The 15262-nt window shown below is 40.4% G+C and carries 11 protein-coding genes; 2 read left to right on the forward strand and 9 right to left on the reverse strand.

Annotation, left to right across the window (positions count from 1 at the left end):
* Positions 1–214 precede the first annotated feature (214 nt).
* The 9 genes from UABAM_RS04080 to UABAM_RS04120 form a co-directional block, all read right to left on the reverse strand.
* Positions 215–2311, reverse strand: coding sequence for a serine/threonine protein kinase (locus tag UABAM_RS04080; protein WP_151966723.1), 2097 nt, complete (start codon positions 2309–2311; stop codon positions 215–217).
* Entirely contained in the window at positions 2301–3011 is a 711-nt protein-coding gene (locus UABAM_RS04085; RefSeq protein WP_151966724.1) for a 4'-phosphopantetheinyl transferase family protein, read from the reverse strand. The genes UABAM_RS04080 and UABAM_RS04085 overlap by 11 nt, the downstream gene beginning before the upstream one ends.
* Positions 3012–3018: 7 nt before the next feature.
* On the reverse strand, positions 3019–3765 hold the full coding sequence (locus UABAM_RS04090) for a thioesterase II family protein (RefSeq protein WP_151966725.1): 747 nt from the start codon (positions 3763–3765) through the stop codon (positions 3019–3021).
* Positions 3766–3771: 6 nt separating this feature from the next.
* Entirely contained in the window at positions 3772–4794 is a 1023-nt protein-coding gene (locus tag UABAM_RS04095; RefSeq protein ID WP_151966726.1) for a 2-oxoacid:ferredoxin oxidoreductase subunit beta, read from the reverse strand.
* Positions 4795–4803: 9 nt separating this feature from the next.
* Positions 4804–6633, reverse strand: coding sequence for a 2-oxoacid:acceptor oxidoreductase subunit alpha (locus tag UABAM_RS04100; protein ID WP_151966727.1), 1830 nt, complete (start codon positions 6631–6633; stop codon positions 4804–4806).
* Positions 6634–6681: 48 nt separating this feature from the next.
* Positions 6682–8988 (reverse strand): hypothetical protein, encoded by a 2307-nt coding sequence (locus UABAM_RS04105; RefSeq protein WP_151966728.1) that lies wholly within the window; start codon positions 8986–8988, stop codon positions 6682–6684.
* A gap of 8 nt (positions 8989–8996) precedes the next feature.
* Entirely contained in the window at positions 8997–9545 is a 549-nt protein-coding gene (locus UABAM_RS04110) for a deoxynucleotide monophosphate kinase family protein (protein ID WP_151966729.1), read from the reverse strand.
* 779 nt (positions 9546–10324) lie between these two features.
* Positions 10325–11242, reverse strand: a complete 918-nt coding sequence (locus tag UABAM_RS04115) for an NAD-dependent epimerase/dehydratase family protein (RefSeq protein WP_151966730.1) — start codon at positions 11240–11242, stop codon at positions 10325–10327.
* 10 nt (positions 11243–11252) lie between these two features.
* Positions 11253–12095, reverse strand: a complete 843-nt coding sequence (locus UABAM_RS04120) for a lysophospholipid acyltransferase family protein (RefSeq protein ID WP_151966731.1) — start codon at positions 12093–12095, stop codon at positions 11253–11255.
* Positions 12096–12414: 319 nt separating this feature from the next.
* On the opposite strand from UABAM_RS04120, the gene UABAM_RS04125 reads away from it, so the two are divergent.
* Both UABAM_RS04125 and UABAM_RS04130 read left to right on the forward strand, forming a co-directional pair.
* Entirely contained in the window at positions 12415–13338 is a 924-nt protein-coding gene (locus UABAM_RS04125; RefSeq protein ID WP_151966732.1) for a Type 1 glutamine amidotransferase-like domain-containing protein, read from the forward strand.
* Between the two features lie 121 nt (positions 13339–13459).
* The gene (locus UABAM_RS04130; protein ID WP_151966733.1) at positions 13460–15244 is read left to right on the forward strand and encodes a phosphohexomutase domain-containing protein; all 1785 of its coding nucleotides are present in this window, start codon (positions 13460–13462) and stop codon (positions 15242–15244) included.
* Positions 15245–15262 lie beyond the last annotated feature (18 nt).

A 15262-nucleotide genomic window follows, 5' to 3' on the forward strand; every position in this document is an offset into this window, starting at 1 on the left:
GACTTTGAAAGCCAACGTTATCCGTTGGCTGCCAAAAAATTTTGAGCATTTTTATCAATGGACGTGAGCTTCTTTTAAGAGTTGTAGCAATGCTTACTCGTTTGATTAAAGTTCAAAGAAAAATTTAATACTCTTCTAATTTGTAGCCGGGCTCGGGCTCGCAAACGGGCTCGAAAAATAGACAGTACTCTGAATGATTGTCCGTCGTAAATAGTTATTTATTGCGTAGTTTGTACAAAGCATCGACTAGTTGTGTGATTTTTGTTTTGTTTTCAGGAGTCGCCTCGATATTTCGTAAGTTTTCTAACAAAATTTCTTTTATGTTTTGCTTACCATATTTCATATCCACCGTAATCAAATAGTCTAAAGCAAGTCTTTGTTGTAATGGTAGCGACGAGTTTGCATAGCCGATCATTGCTGCGGTCACAAACGAACTTCTCGCGTAAATTAAGTCACGCAAATGTTTCTCATAGCCATTGCTTGATGTACGTAGTTGTTCCATAATGTCATTCACGAAACGTTTGTCTTTTTCGCTGTCTTTTTTTTGATGTTGCAATAAAATGTCGTAGTCGTCTTTAAAAAATGAATTTGCTGGCTGGTCGTATAAGTAAGTAAAAGATTTTTTCGGAGAAAACTGCGCAAGTTCTAGTAGTTGTTTGTTCAGTTGACGGATTTCTTTGATATTTTTTTTTCGCGGTGATATGGAGTCCAATCTTTTTAGCAGATCAATGGTCGCTAAATAATTGTGAATAGAAATTTCTAGCTGTTGTTGTAAAACAAGAGGCAGTTTTTTTGAGTTGCCAAGGGGAAATTTTACTAGAAGATCTTCTTTGCTGTAGTTAGATTTGTGTAACGTTTGTAAATCTTTGCGTAATGTAGCCGCGGTACTGTTATAACCGAGTAATGCCGATGCTAGCATACTACAAAAACCAAGTACGAACAAAAATAAAATGGTGAAGAGCTTTTTACTGCGTCTGATACGCCGTATACCTCTATTATAAATTGTTAATCGCGGTGCAATGACGGCTTCTCCGTCAAAGTACCGCGTAATATCATCTGCCAATTCGCGAGCATTGAAATAGCGATAGCGTAGGTCTTTGTACAAACATTTCATGCAGATGGCTTCTATTTCCGGAGAAAGGTCTTTTGCTATTTTTGTAGGTCGTTTTGCTTCGTGAGCGACAATCTCCTGTAGAGTTTTTTTCGGCATATTATTTGTAACAACAGGTGTTTTCGTAAGCATTTCATACAAAATAGCTCCTATTGCGTATACATCTGTCGCTGGCGAAATTTTATATGTTTGCCCCATTGCTTGTTCGGGAGCCATATAACGAGGAGTCCCGGAAATGCTACGCTGTATTTTGCTTAGGGAGTGAATATTGGCGGCAAGTCCAAAATCCATCACGATCGGCAAGCACGTGTCTTGTTCGATAATGATATTGGACGGCTTTAAGTCGCGATGAATAATTTGACTTTGGTGAGCATAGTCAATGGCCAAGGCAATAAAGCGAATAATTTGCAGTGCGTCTTTGTAAGAATATTTTCCTTTTTGGATATACTCACTTAATGTTTCGCCTTTTACATAATCCATAACTATGTAATGCGACCCCTCGGAGGTGCCAACCTCTTTGATGTTAACAATATTTGGGTGGTGAAGGCGCGAAAGCATTTGCGCCTCTTTTTGCAACGCTTGATGGTCGACATTGTTTTCAGGATGAATTACTTTAATGGCGAAATATTTATTGAGGCGCGGGTGGTAGGCGCGATATACAATACCCATGCTCCCCGAACCTATCAAGCGTAAATCTTTGTATTCTCCAAACTGCTGTGGCAACGCCGACATATTGGTGATGTCACTCGGTGGAGAAATGGCTTGCCCCAATTCATCTGAGTCCGGTACTAGAAGTAATGTTCCATCTGGATTGGTAAAGGTTTTGTCTAAAGTTTCGAGACTGTCCGTGTCACTATTGACGGACTCACTATAAATGAGCATTGCTTGAGAGTTTGACATCATATTGTCGAGAGGATCGTCTCCTGCCTTAGCCATGCGAGCACTTAATTTCATTAGAATTTGTCGTGCTTTTATATAACTTGGTTCGATATGAAGTGCTTGTTTTAAACTGTCAATTCCTTCGGCATAACGACCTAACTTTATTTCAATCATTCCTTTTCGCGTGTAAAAAGATGGTGTAGGAAGTAAGCGAATCATTTCTTCGATAGTCTCAAGTGCCTGGTTCCACCTGTGTTCGCGAATATATTTGTTGCGTTTTTGACGCAAAAGATCTAGGTTTTTTGAGAGATCATCCATCATAGGTATATTTTCGTATATTAGTATTCAATGTTTGTACGACAATGGCACCAGTGTAATTTTCACCGACTTCAAGATTCCACAATCCCCATGTGCGGGGATCATTGTGGTGTATACTTAAATTTTCTGTTGCCATTAATGGTACATAAAAACTGGCGAGTGGCATAGTTAGCCCATCGCCAATAGCTTTAATATAGGCTTCTTTACGCGACCAACCGCGAAAAAAAGCGAGTTTTTTGTTGGTGGTTTTCGCTAGCTCGATTATTTCCGTCTGCGAAAAGTATCTGGTGGCAATTTGCTCACAGGAAACATTGTCGCGCATGAATTCTATATCAACACCAAGTTCATAATTTTTATTGACGGCAAAGAGCGCGCGATCACCTGAATGCGATATATTAAAATGAATGAGTTCTTGCACATAGGGTTTTCCGCGCTCTTGATAATAGAATTGTACTTCTCGTGCTTCTTTGTTTAGATATTTTCCCAACAATATGCGCATTACTGCTCGTGCAACGGTAAAATGGATACGGTGTTTTTCAAAATGAAATTTCGCGGCGCGTTTTTTTTCTTCTTCGTTGAGCAGTTGTGAAAAATAACTTAAATCATGTGTAGACGCTTGTAGCGAAATGTACCATACGTGGGTATCGTCTTTTTGCAACTCTACCTGCGGTAAATTACTCCAAAAATTAGAAGGTAAGAACATTTTACACCTACAAATGATTGTATAGTTCGCGATTTAAAATTTCAAAATACAAGTTGGCATACATATCAATGAAGAAATGATCTCCCGGAAGCATGTGTAACGCAAAATTCTCTGTGGTGTGTTCTGTCCACATTTGCAGTTCGTCTTTCGTTGCGCGGGGGTCTTGAATACCTCCTATTGCTGTGATTCCACAGTCGATGGCAGAGCGCTGCTTATGTGAATATGTATCACAAACGCGAAAGTCGGCGCGCAACACCGGCAACAGTAAGTTCATCAATTCGCGATTGGCCATAATTTGCGGTTGCATTCCACCTAAAATTTTTAGTTCTTCGATAAATTCATTTTCTGGCAAATCGAATATCACCTTGGAACGCATCGGGAGCTGCGGTGCACGAAAACCCGAGACGAAAAGATGTTGTGGTAAGGTTTCTAAACTATGGCATAATTCAAATGCTGTGAGAGCCCCCATACTATGGCCGACAAAAACGAAAGGCATTTCATCGATAATATCTGTGATGGCGACTTTTAAATCAGCGACTAAATCGCTCATATTGTTATGAAGAGGCTCACGTAACCGTGAGCCCCGGCCAGGCAATTGAATTGCACAGACTTCAACATTTTCTGGTAAATATTCCGGCCACTTACGAAAAACAGTCGCAGAACCACCCGCATAAGGAAAGCAAAACAAACGCAATGAGGCACTTTGATTTTCATGACAAAGTAGCCACGGATTGCGTGCGATAATTTTTTTCATAAGTCACTACTTTACTTCCCAGGTATCCGCCGCATGATACAGTTGTTTTAAGTCCCCCTTGCCTTTTGTTTCTTGTGCAAGTTTGACTTGGCCAATGAGTTGATCTTCGTAGCATGGTCTTTCCACTTGACGAATTACTCCAAGAGGAATTGGGTAGTCAGGATACTGCATACGACTCACCAGAATAGACTGCATTTCATCTTCTTTATCGTGTACCAACATCTGGTCTTCGGTTACGGTGTCGTTTAGTTCGACAACTTCAGGCTTTAAACCGTTTAAACGCACACCTTTTTTTACGGTTTTGCCGAATACCATTGGTTGCCCGTGCTCAAGACCTAGCATGTTGTCACCACGCATTTTGGTGTCCGCCACAGGTTCCCATGCGCCATCATTAAAAATCGGACAGTTTTGCAAAACTTCCACGAAGGAGGTTCCTTGGTGCGCGGCCGCTTTTTTTAGTATCTCACCCATATGTTTTACATGTCTATCGAGAGTGCGGGCGACAAAAGTTGCGTGAGCAGCTATAGCAACCCCTACAGGATTAAGAGATTGTTCTATCGATCCCATTGGCGAAGATTTGGTTTTGTGTCCAGGGAGAGATGTCGGAGAATATTGTCCTTTTGTCAATCCATAGATACGATTGTTAAAAAGAATAATATTCAAATTGACATTGCGACGCAGTACGTGAAGTAGATGGTTTCCTCCGATAGACAAGCCATCACCATCTCCCGTAATGACCCAGATACTTAGGTCAGGGTTGGCCACTTTTAGGCCACTGGCGATGGTTGTTGCACGACCGTGAATGGTATGTAATCCATATGTATCCATGTAGTAAGGAAAACGACTTGAACAGCCGATTCCCGAAACAAACACGACGTTTTCTTTTGGAATACCAAGTTCCGGTAATACTTTTTGCATTTGCGCTAGTATTGCATAATCACCACAGCCAGGACACCAACGTACAGCTTGGTCGGACGTAAAATCCTTTTTCGTAAGCGCTGTAGGAGTTTTATCTTTTGTTGTGCTCATGTTCACTCCTTATATCATTTCAACTATTCGGTCAAAAATTTCTTCGATTTTAAAAGGCTGTCCTTGAACTTTAGGATAAGAAATAAAGTTGGCTTTAAAATGTAAACGAAGAAGAATAATGAGTTGCCCCATATTAAGTTCTGGTATTAATATTTGCTCAAAATTACCGATCACATCTCCTAAATTTTTCGGAAATGGATTCAAGTGTCGCAAGTGAATACTCGAAACGTTTTTACCTTGTTGTTGGGCTTGCGCAACAGCACTATGGATTGCTCCATACGTTCCCCCCCAACCTATAACGAGTAATTTTCCACTGCTTGGCCCAAAAACTTCTATGTCGGGGATAATCTGTTGTAAACGTTGTACTTTTTCGGCACGATCGTTGACCATTTGTTGGTGATCATTTGGATCATAAGATACGTTTCCTGTGCCTGGTTGTTTCGCCAATCCACCCAAACGGTGTTCGAGTTTTGCTGTTCCAGGTATTGCCCATGGGCGTGCGAATGTCACTGGGTCACGTTGATAGGGAAGAAAGTTTTCTTGTGGTTCCGGATGCACTACCTCGATTTTGGCGATACTATCTGGATCAGGTATTTTCCACGGCTCAGAACTGTTTGCGAGATAACCATCACTCAACAAAATAACAGGTCCGTTGCTGTATACAGCCCAGCGAAAAGCTTCGATTGCTGTATCGAAACAATCGGAAGGGGTTGATGGGGCGATAATGGGGATAGGACTTTCGCCGTTGCGGCCATACATCGCCATCAATAAATCGGACTGTTCCGTTTTTGTGGGTAGCCCGGTACTTGGTCCGCCACGTTGAACATCTATAATAATAAGAGGTATCTCTAAAGCAAGAGCAAGCCCCATTGCTTCCCCTTTTAGACATACACCAGGTCCACTTGTTCCGGTAACAGCAAAGGCACCACCAAAAGCAGCTCCAATCGCGGAACCAATCGCAGCAATTTCATCTTCCGCTTGAAAAGTACGCACATCAAAATTACGCATTGCAGCTAGGTAGTGCAAAATGTCACTTGCAGGCGTAATAGGGTATGAACCATAAAAAAGCGGTTTGTCCGCTACTTGTGCAGCAGTAACAAGCCCCATAGCTAAGGCTTCATTTCCGGTAATTTTTCGATAAATACCCGGCGTTTGCTCAGAAGGCTTTACACGATAACGTATTTGAAAAGTTTCGGTATTTTCACCAAAATAGTAACCCATTTCTAACGCTTTTTTATTCGCAGCAACTACTTCGGGTTTTTTGGCAAATTTGTTTTCTATCCAAGTATTGGTGTGCTCTAAAGGACGATCGTAAATCCAAAAGGTGAGTCCCAATGCAAAAAAGTTTTGGCAACGGTCGATATTTTTTGTGGTTAGTCCTTCGATTTCTTTTAATGCTTCGCGATTTAATGTGGTAATGGGAACTTCAAACACTTGATATTTTTGTAGTGAACCATCTTCTAATGGATTATTTTCGTACTGCGCTTTCTTGAGGTTTTGTGCTTTGAAGTTATCGATGTTTACAATGACGATACCACCTACTTCTAAGTCTTTGATGTTGCTTTTCAAGGCGGCAGGGTTCATCGCAATTAATACCTGTGGTTGGTCTCCAGGTGTGTGAATATCACGACTTGAAAAATTAATTTGGAAACCACTAACTCCCGCAAGAGAACCGGCTGGGGCGCGTATTTCCGCAGGAAAATTGGGAAAAGTACTGATATCATTACCAAAAATAGCGGAAGTATTGGTGAATTGACTTCCCACAACTTGAATACCATCACCGGAATCACCAGCAAAACGAATGGTTATAGACTCGAGTTCTTTTATAGTTTCTGTCATATATTGTATCCTAGAATTATAAGCGCCAATTTCTTGGCGCATTCATTACTATTTACTTTCGCGATGCAATACTTTACCATCGCTATCGTAGAGAACTATTTCTAGTTTTGTTCCACCAGCTACGTAGTAATTTCCTTGGATGCTAAAACGCTGGTTTTTCTTTATGAAGAGTTGATATACCAACTCTTCATCGCCTCTGCGATGCAGTAATAACTTAAGCATTCTTGCATCGTCCAAAAGCATTTTTCCTTCAATGTGAATCGACGCAAGCCCCGATTTACTGGTTTTTACATACCATCTGGTAATGTGTAAAGCACCAGGGACGGACTTGGGAGGTTCTGGTGCTTTTTCGATAACAACAGGAACTTCCGTTTTGATTCCCAGGCTTTTTTCTTCTACAGTAATCGTGTATTTGCCTGGCTCGTTTCCAGCAACAAAGTCTCCGTTATTGTTTACTTTACCACCACTAGCACTCCATTGCAGTTTAGGAGCTTTTTTCAAATCTCCGCGTATTTGTGCGTTAAAAGTACAACGTTGTCCGGCTTTGAGTACGACTTTGGGAGGAATGACCACTAAGCGGTGCTGTTTTTTTGGCGCTTTAGGAGCCGCTTTTACAACAACGTTTGCTTGCATTTTCACCTTGCCTACACGAGCCTGAACTTTATATTTACCGGGTTTATTTCCGGCGATAAAAATACCATCACTTGAGATTTTACCACCTGTACAACGCCATTTGATATCACAATCTACTTCTTTGCCCGAGGCATCGTAGCCCTTTGCTTGGAATTGAACTTGTTTTCCTACAGATGTGGGGGCAAATTGTGGAGAAACAGTCAACCATTTTATCGCAGGATTTTCATCTGCCGTATCTGCTTCCTCACCAAATTCACCTTCAACGCCACCACTCATGTTGTTTTGTTTCTGGTTATTGTTGTTGGTTGCAGTATTGTCTGTTGTGTTTGCGGAAACAGTGTTTTGTGAGCCACCGCCAATTTCAATATTGGTAACACTTTTCAAACCTTGTGGCGTTGAAATCTCAACAGAAAAGTTCCCTGATCTTTGCCCTGCAACATACAATCCTTTTGAATTAATGCGGCCGCCTGTTGAGTTTATGTTAATTTTGCGTAGCGGAACGGTTTTTCCGTACTGGTCATAACCATTGATGTTGAACTGAAAGGTCTGTCCAGGTGATAGTTTGACATAACTCGGAGCAATCTCGATGCGCACAAGACGTTTTTGATGGCGAATTTTTATTTGTACATTGAGACTAAAATTTTCAACTGTCGCGTTGAGCTTGTAGTCACCTGTTATATTACCCGCCTGATATACACCATTTGGTTGAATGACTCCACCTGTTGCGCTCCACGAGGGGTAAACGTTCACCAATTTTCCATCACGGCCATAAGCCCTAAGGGTAAATTGTTGTGTTTGTCCGGGAGACAAAACAGCGGATTTCGGAAGTACTTCAACGTCGGAAATATACGTGCGATTTATATTAATTGTTGCTGTACCACTGGTACCACGGTTATTACGTGCTTCAACGATATACGTTCCAGGAATACTGCCAGCATAAAACATACCATTGCTGTCGATGTTACCCCCTGTTGCCTTCCAACGTGGGGAAAGAGCGACAATTTTGCCGGCATTGTTGTATGCCGTAGCAAAAAATCGATATTGATCTCCTGGCTTTAGATTGACAAGTGAAGGACTCACTTCAATACGTGAAATCCTACCGGGAGCTGTATTTACATATACTTGAGCGTTTGCGTATATTCCATCATAGGTACGCACTTGAACGTTTTGTACTCCAGCTCTTCCCCCGGCTTGATATAAGCCGCTTGGTGTAATAGAACCACTAGAAACTTTCCAAATAAGACGTTTAGGAGGTTTTATTGATTTTCCGCGATTATCAAAAGCTTGAACGATAAATTGAACCTTTTGACGTGGTTTTACGCTAATGCTTCCAGGAGTTAGGCGCAAACTTTGTACCTTCACTTTTGAAGTAACAACTACTTGTTGTTTGGGAAATTGTGTACTGCGAAAGTCAATCATCACAGAAGCGGAACCATGAGCTCCTGTTTCCGCGTGAGAAGCAATGACTTCAAAAATTCCCGAGTTTCCCCCTGCAATAAAAACACCATCCTGGTTGATTTTTCCTCCAGAAGCTTGCCACTCTGGTTTAAAAAATACCTCATTGCCTTGCGCATCAAATGCATGGGCAACAAAGGAATATTTTTGTCCCGGTTTCAAGTTGATTTTCGCTGGAGAAACTTCAACAACAATGATTTTCCCTGCAAACAATAGATGTGTGGCAAATAGCGATACCACAAAACATAATAAGTATTTCTTAGACATGAATCCCCCTAGCTTTTCCAATTATGATCTGGAATAAAATGCGATAGGACTTTTTTCGCTTCTTCAATTAAATCGGAAAAAGTACCTTCGTTGATGACCAAAAAATCGGCTTGGATATTTGCTATTTCCTGTTCGGTTATATGATTTTGTAGATAGTTTTCATTGCGATTGTGCACACTACTTCCAATTTTCACAAGAATACCATCGTAGTCGTGAACAATATCAGCTTCGCGTTTTAAACGAACATCGCCAATAATGACAAAGCCGTCGTTGTGATCAATTTGCCTACAAACAACATTAATTAAGCAGTTTGTATCAATTCCACGCAAAGCGTCCCCTATGCTACACAGTAACTGGCGCTCTTCTTCACTAAGTTTGCCATGTATTCGTCCAATATCCTTTCCAAAACACTCACGGGCAATTTTTTTTATATAATCGGCGAAATTCAAAACCGTCGCCGCATAGCCGTTTATGCTCAAAAGATATGTAAGTACATGAACAAAACTAGTTTTTCCTTTTCCTTTTTCTCCAGTTATTCCTATTACATATTTTGCCATTGCTATCCTTTAAGAGTCAAGTTATATTTGCAAGATCTTTATTTTATGAGAACAAGCGCGTATATGCAAGATCTATCGTAAATTTAACAAATTTAACTTTCATAATAAAACTAGCTTATGGTTGTGGCGAAAATTAAAAACGGAAAACAAATGAGCGAAATAACAATACTAATCGCAGGTGTCGGTATGTAGGTTATTTGGCCCGTTTGCTGGTTCAGGCTCGACGATCACTTTTAGCCTCAACTTGCCGTACCCGAACCTGACTTTTTTGTGGTAACATTTTTGGTTGCTCTAATTGCTTTATTATGCCGAAGAGGTAAAAGAATAGATGTACTTGTGGAAAAAAATGATAAAATAAGCAACTCATTTATGAGTTGCTTGGGCTTGTGTTATAGAAATACTACTTTGTGGTATAGCGTAAATTTGCTTTGAAATAATTAGAGGTGCGTAACATCGGAAAATCTTGGTAAAGGGGCGCACCTCTATCACTAATTTCGTATACATACTATTTACTGGAGATCTTAACTATATCGGAAGTAATATTTTATTTTTTTTGTAAAAAATAGCATTCTTATTCATACAAGTCATAGATTGCGAATAACTTTTTTTAGCAGGTTAAATATGAAGATTCTATGTGGATTTATCGCTCTGCTATTGGGGATTTGTTGTGTAAAGTTCCGGAAGATTTAACAAATGGAGCTGATAGAGTTTGAGGGAGCGGGCGGACACAAGGTCCGCCCCTACAACGCACTTTGTAAAAGGTGTGTGTTTTTCGTGCGTTAGTCGAGCTGTGATAATGTTTGTTCTACATCGTATTTGTTTTGATATCCGGTAATTTTGCGGAATTTCTGGTCGGAGATGACGACCGGATAGCGAAAGTAATCCAATAAGTGCGTGGGGAAGCCCAGGCCGAAATACGCCAAGCGGTGTACCAAAGAATACGCTAAATGGTGCGGAACGGAGACGCCTTTTTTATGCGCCAATTTTATCGCTGTTTTTATAGGAACTGCTTCTCCACCGGTTAGATTGTAGATGCCAAAGATGTTTTCGTTTTCAATGGCCAACATAATGGCATCGGTGATGTCTTCTTGGTGAATATACTGTGTCATTGGATTGAAGCCCATCAAATACGGTGGGTATTTACGGCGAAAGTAGTTGCTCATGGTGTTTTTGAGGTCTTTGCCAACAACATTACATGGACGCAGGATAATGGTGCGTGCATTGCGATTTTTCCAAAAATAGGATGTGGCGAGATTGTCGAATTCTACGGCATCGATAATTTCCGGAAAAATTTGTCCAGCACGTAGCGGAGCTTCTTCATCAATGTTTGCGGGATTGTACTGGTGTGCTCCGTAAATGTGAAATGTAGAGAACATCAGTACCGTCTCTACATGGTGCTTGGTGCACAAATTTAATATATTGGCTGTTCCCAAAACATTTAAGTTGTAACGTTTGTAAAATTTTTCTGTGGGATTTCCGATACGCCCCAAGTGAATGACGACTTTGAACTTATGTTTGACAAATATATCACCAAAAGATCTTTTGGTGTAGTCGAGTTGAATAAACTCTCCTTGGTACGGCCAAACGCCAGGGTATTTTCTAAAATCAACCCCCACAATTTCATATTTTCTCGATAGTTTGGCGGCGAGTATATTTGCCAAACCACCGGACATACCCGTTATTAATACCTTTTCCATTGTGCACTTTCTAATTTCTAGTTTCTAAAACATTGTTAATTTTTGTCTGTATTTTGCGAATAACGACATCCACTAGTTCGCTGATGTGCTCTTCTGTGCCATCAAAATCACCTTCGAAAATGAGAGGGGCACCAAAATGTAACGAAACCTTAGATGGATAAGGTACAACACCCAAAGGACCCAATAGAGGCCACGTCGGGGTTATGGGAAAGTAAGGAAGTTTTAGTAACTTCGCTAAAAATTTAAAATTGTACAGTGCTGGATAAATTTCTTCCGCGCCAACAACGGAGACAGGAATAATGGGTGTCTGTGTTTCGAGAGCTAAGCGCATGAATCCAGTACCAAATCGTTGCAACTTGTAGCGCTGCCAATAGAGTTTCCCTGACCCGCGTACTCCTTCGGGAAAGACAAGAACTGCTTCATTATTGAGCAAAAGTTTTTTGCAGTTGATCGGGTCTCCAATCACATGCCCACATCGCGACATCATGGTACTCACAAATGGAACTCTAGGGACAAAACGTTCAAACATCGCTCTTGCGATTCGCGGTGGTTGTGCCTGAGTTGCCATGGCGTAGTATATCAAGGCACCATCTATAGGCAACTGGCCGCTGTGATTGGCAACCAAGAGAACGCGTCCGCTGGGAATATTTTCAATACCTTCGGTTTCGACACGAAAGTATTGATATAGATATTTTATAAACTTTAGTGCCACTGCTACCGCTTCGCGGTTCATTCCCCAGTTATCGTACCCCAAGAAATTGAGTTGATTGGGAATGTTGTCTAAATTGACAACTTCTTTTTCTAAAAGAAGTTTTTCCGTAATTTTTTGACTGACCATATCTAAAATTTTCATGCGTAGATCGCTTTACAAAAATCCAATGAAATGATAATGTATGTACTTAAGCTTATTTGATTTTTTCATGATTTGCAAACGATAAACGGAGACTGTTGCAAATATTTATTTTGTCATTGTAAATGGTTTTCACATAAAAAATCTGCGGTTGATTTGAAAAATTCGGGAGAAAGAGAGTTTGTGCTGTGGTACAAGTCGTATGTCTGGCAAAATCTATTGCGATGCATAGCTTTTCTTTCTTGAAAAGTAAGCAAAATTATGGATAATGCTCTGGATTCTTTTTGTATAGATACAATAATGGCCTAAGAAAGGATTTTTCATGTTTCAGCCAACAGCGCTAGTATATAGCTCTCACAATCGTTCACCATATTTACACCGCAATTGGATTATAGAACCGGCTTTAAAAAGTCATGACAATAAAACTATTTTTCAACTTCCGATGTCGATGAAAGAACAGCATCAACAAGACTACAGTTGGGGAAATTTTCGTTGGTACTTTGATCAATTTAAGAAGTGGGGTTTAGAATACTCTACTTTTTTCTGGAATGATCATCTTGCAAACAATGATTTAGATGTACTTTTTCAAAAACTTCGCGATTCTCAAGTTGTGATACTGGGTGGTGGAAACAGTTTACTTGGTATTAAACGCTATCGAGAACTCGGAAGACGTTATTGTAATGATGAAGATCTATTTGCCAAAATCCTACACGAAAGAGCACGTGCTGGTAAGTTAACTGCTGGTTTTTCTGCGGGAGCAAGCCAACTATGTGAATATTTAACCGAAGCGATAGATCATAATTTAGACAACCCTTATGGTTTTGGTATGGCGCGAAATGTAATGGTTACTTTACACCATGAGTGGGGACGAGAGCAAGAAATATACGAATGCGCCGCACGTTTTCAACATTGTGCCGCTTTTGGTCTGCCCAATGACTCGGGAATTGCTGTGGAACAAGGTTATTTAGCTTCCGGAAATTTCTATCAAGTAATTCAATTTATTGTTGATAGTTCTTGGGATATAGAGGAAGATGGCTTTCACATAAAGACGCGTCAAGGAATGAAAATTGAGCATTACTATAATGATAGTCGTAAATGGGTGTTTAATGATCAAGACATGATGGTGCGTATTACATCTAACGATGGGTACAATGGTGCGTGGATTGTGCAAAACGGTATCTTAGATTACTGGACACAAAAACCATCAGGTTACGATAGCATCGAGCAAATATTATCAAGTCATTAATTTTATCGCGTGCCCTTTCTTAGGGCACAGGATAAAACCATTCAATAAAGATGGTTCCTACAGCAGAAGTTAATTGTTTGGTTAGTAAAAAAATTCCTTTTACTTGAATAAAGGTTGTCATATGGAAACTTTAGCGGAAAAAGCAGAATCTTTACGAAAAACTGTCGATATCAATATTTTTAAAGGCTATGATATTCGAGGAGACGCACAGGTAACAGCCAAAAGTCCCAAAATTAATTTACGCGAAGAAGATGCTTTTCTTATTGGGCAGGCGTTGGCATCAAGTTACACATCTAAGCAGCAAACTCCGCGATTCCTCATTACCTCTGATCATCGACCTACGTCAGAGACTCTAAGGTTAGCATTGGCCCACGGGGCAAAAGATGCGGGGGCTAAAGTTGATATCAATGGTGATCCTGTACCAACGGGGGCAACGAGTTGGACTATCTTGCAACGTAAAGATCTTTACGATATTGCTATCCAAATAACAGGCTCGCACAACCCATATTACAACAATGGTTTCAAGATAACTAGTAAACAAGATGACGAAGGAAATCCTGATGTGAACGGTTTTCCTCAAGCCTTATACGGGGAAAATCTCAAAAAAATACACCGCAACATTGTCGAAGATCAGGTAGAGAAAAATTGCGAAGGTGGTGAAGTAAATGAGATAAATTATGTCAATGAAGAGTACCAAAAAGCTATGATTGACTATTTCGCACCTATATTACCTAATGATCAAAAATTTACCACACCATTTCGCGTGGTGTTGGATGCTGGAAATGGCTTAGGATGTAAGGCCGTGGAAATACTGCGTGCCCTGGGCGTGGAGGTTTACGAAATGTTTACTGACCTGCATGGCGAGTTTCCCAACCACCCTGCAGACCCTTCCAAACAAGATGGCATAAAAATGGCCCAAGATAAAGTTCGGGAGTTCAATAGTTCTTTAGAGCCAGGTGAGCAACCATGGATTGCTGCGGTTTTTGATGGCGATGGTGATCGCTCAGGTGTCATCGCTGAGGACGGAAATGTGATTTACCCAGAGCGCATACTCGCAATTTTTTATATTCGTTTTCTACTAGAAAATAAACTGGGCTTGCAGAACTTGCATGCACAAAATGAACATGTAGGCTTGGCTCTAGATGTAAGAGGCACTGCTGTTGTTGGTGAATTGATTTCTGAGTATCATCAGCAAAAGAAGTATGGTATTGTGAGCGAATTTATTCCTTGTGGTTATCCTAATCACCGTTCCTATGTTCGTCGACAAATAGAAAAACTTACGCGTTTACAAGATGATTGTGACGTCGAGACGCGTCAACAACTCGAAAATATAAAGAAGACATACACTTCTGCAGAAGCATCAGGTCACTTTTTTTACGCAACATGCAAAAATGTTCCACAGGCGATGGTCGATGATGGAATTTTCTCCGCAATTAAATTGTTGCAAATTGTGGACACAATTAGAGACTATGAAGCAAAAGAAAATTTTATTGCAGAGCAGGAAAGCTACAAGATAGTTGATTTATTTAATGCTATTTCCTGGCGACCAGTGTCTAACGAGGTACGGGGAGCTTCACCGTATGAGGATCAGGCGAAAGAAGACATTATTTGCGATATTAAAAAAGTTATCGCACAACAGAAAGAGAATCCAACGCAATTTTCACAAAAAATAACGGAGCTTATTGATGTGGATGGAATTCGCGTTGTGTTTGATGACAATAGTTTTTTACTTGTAAGAGCTTCGCAAACTTCTCCAAAGTTTACTTATAAGTTTGAAGCGCAAACAAAAGAGCGTCTGGTCGAAGTTATATCAGAAACAATAGAGTTTTTAAAATCTTACACAGACCAAGGAGTATCTCTTGTTGAGTTGCAAGAAGAACTCTCTCTACAAAAGTCTAGTCTGTAAAATATTGGAGCTTCAAGA

Origin of the sequence: Candidatus Uabimicrobium amorphum, assembly GCF_009002475.1 — a bacterium.
Classification (GTDB): Bacteria; Planctomycetota; Uabimicrobiia; order Uabimicrobiales; family Uabimicrobiaceae; genus Uabimicrobium; species Uabimicrobium amorphum.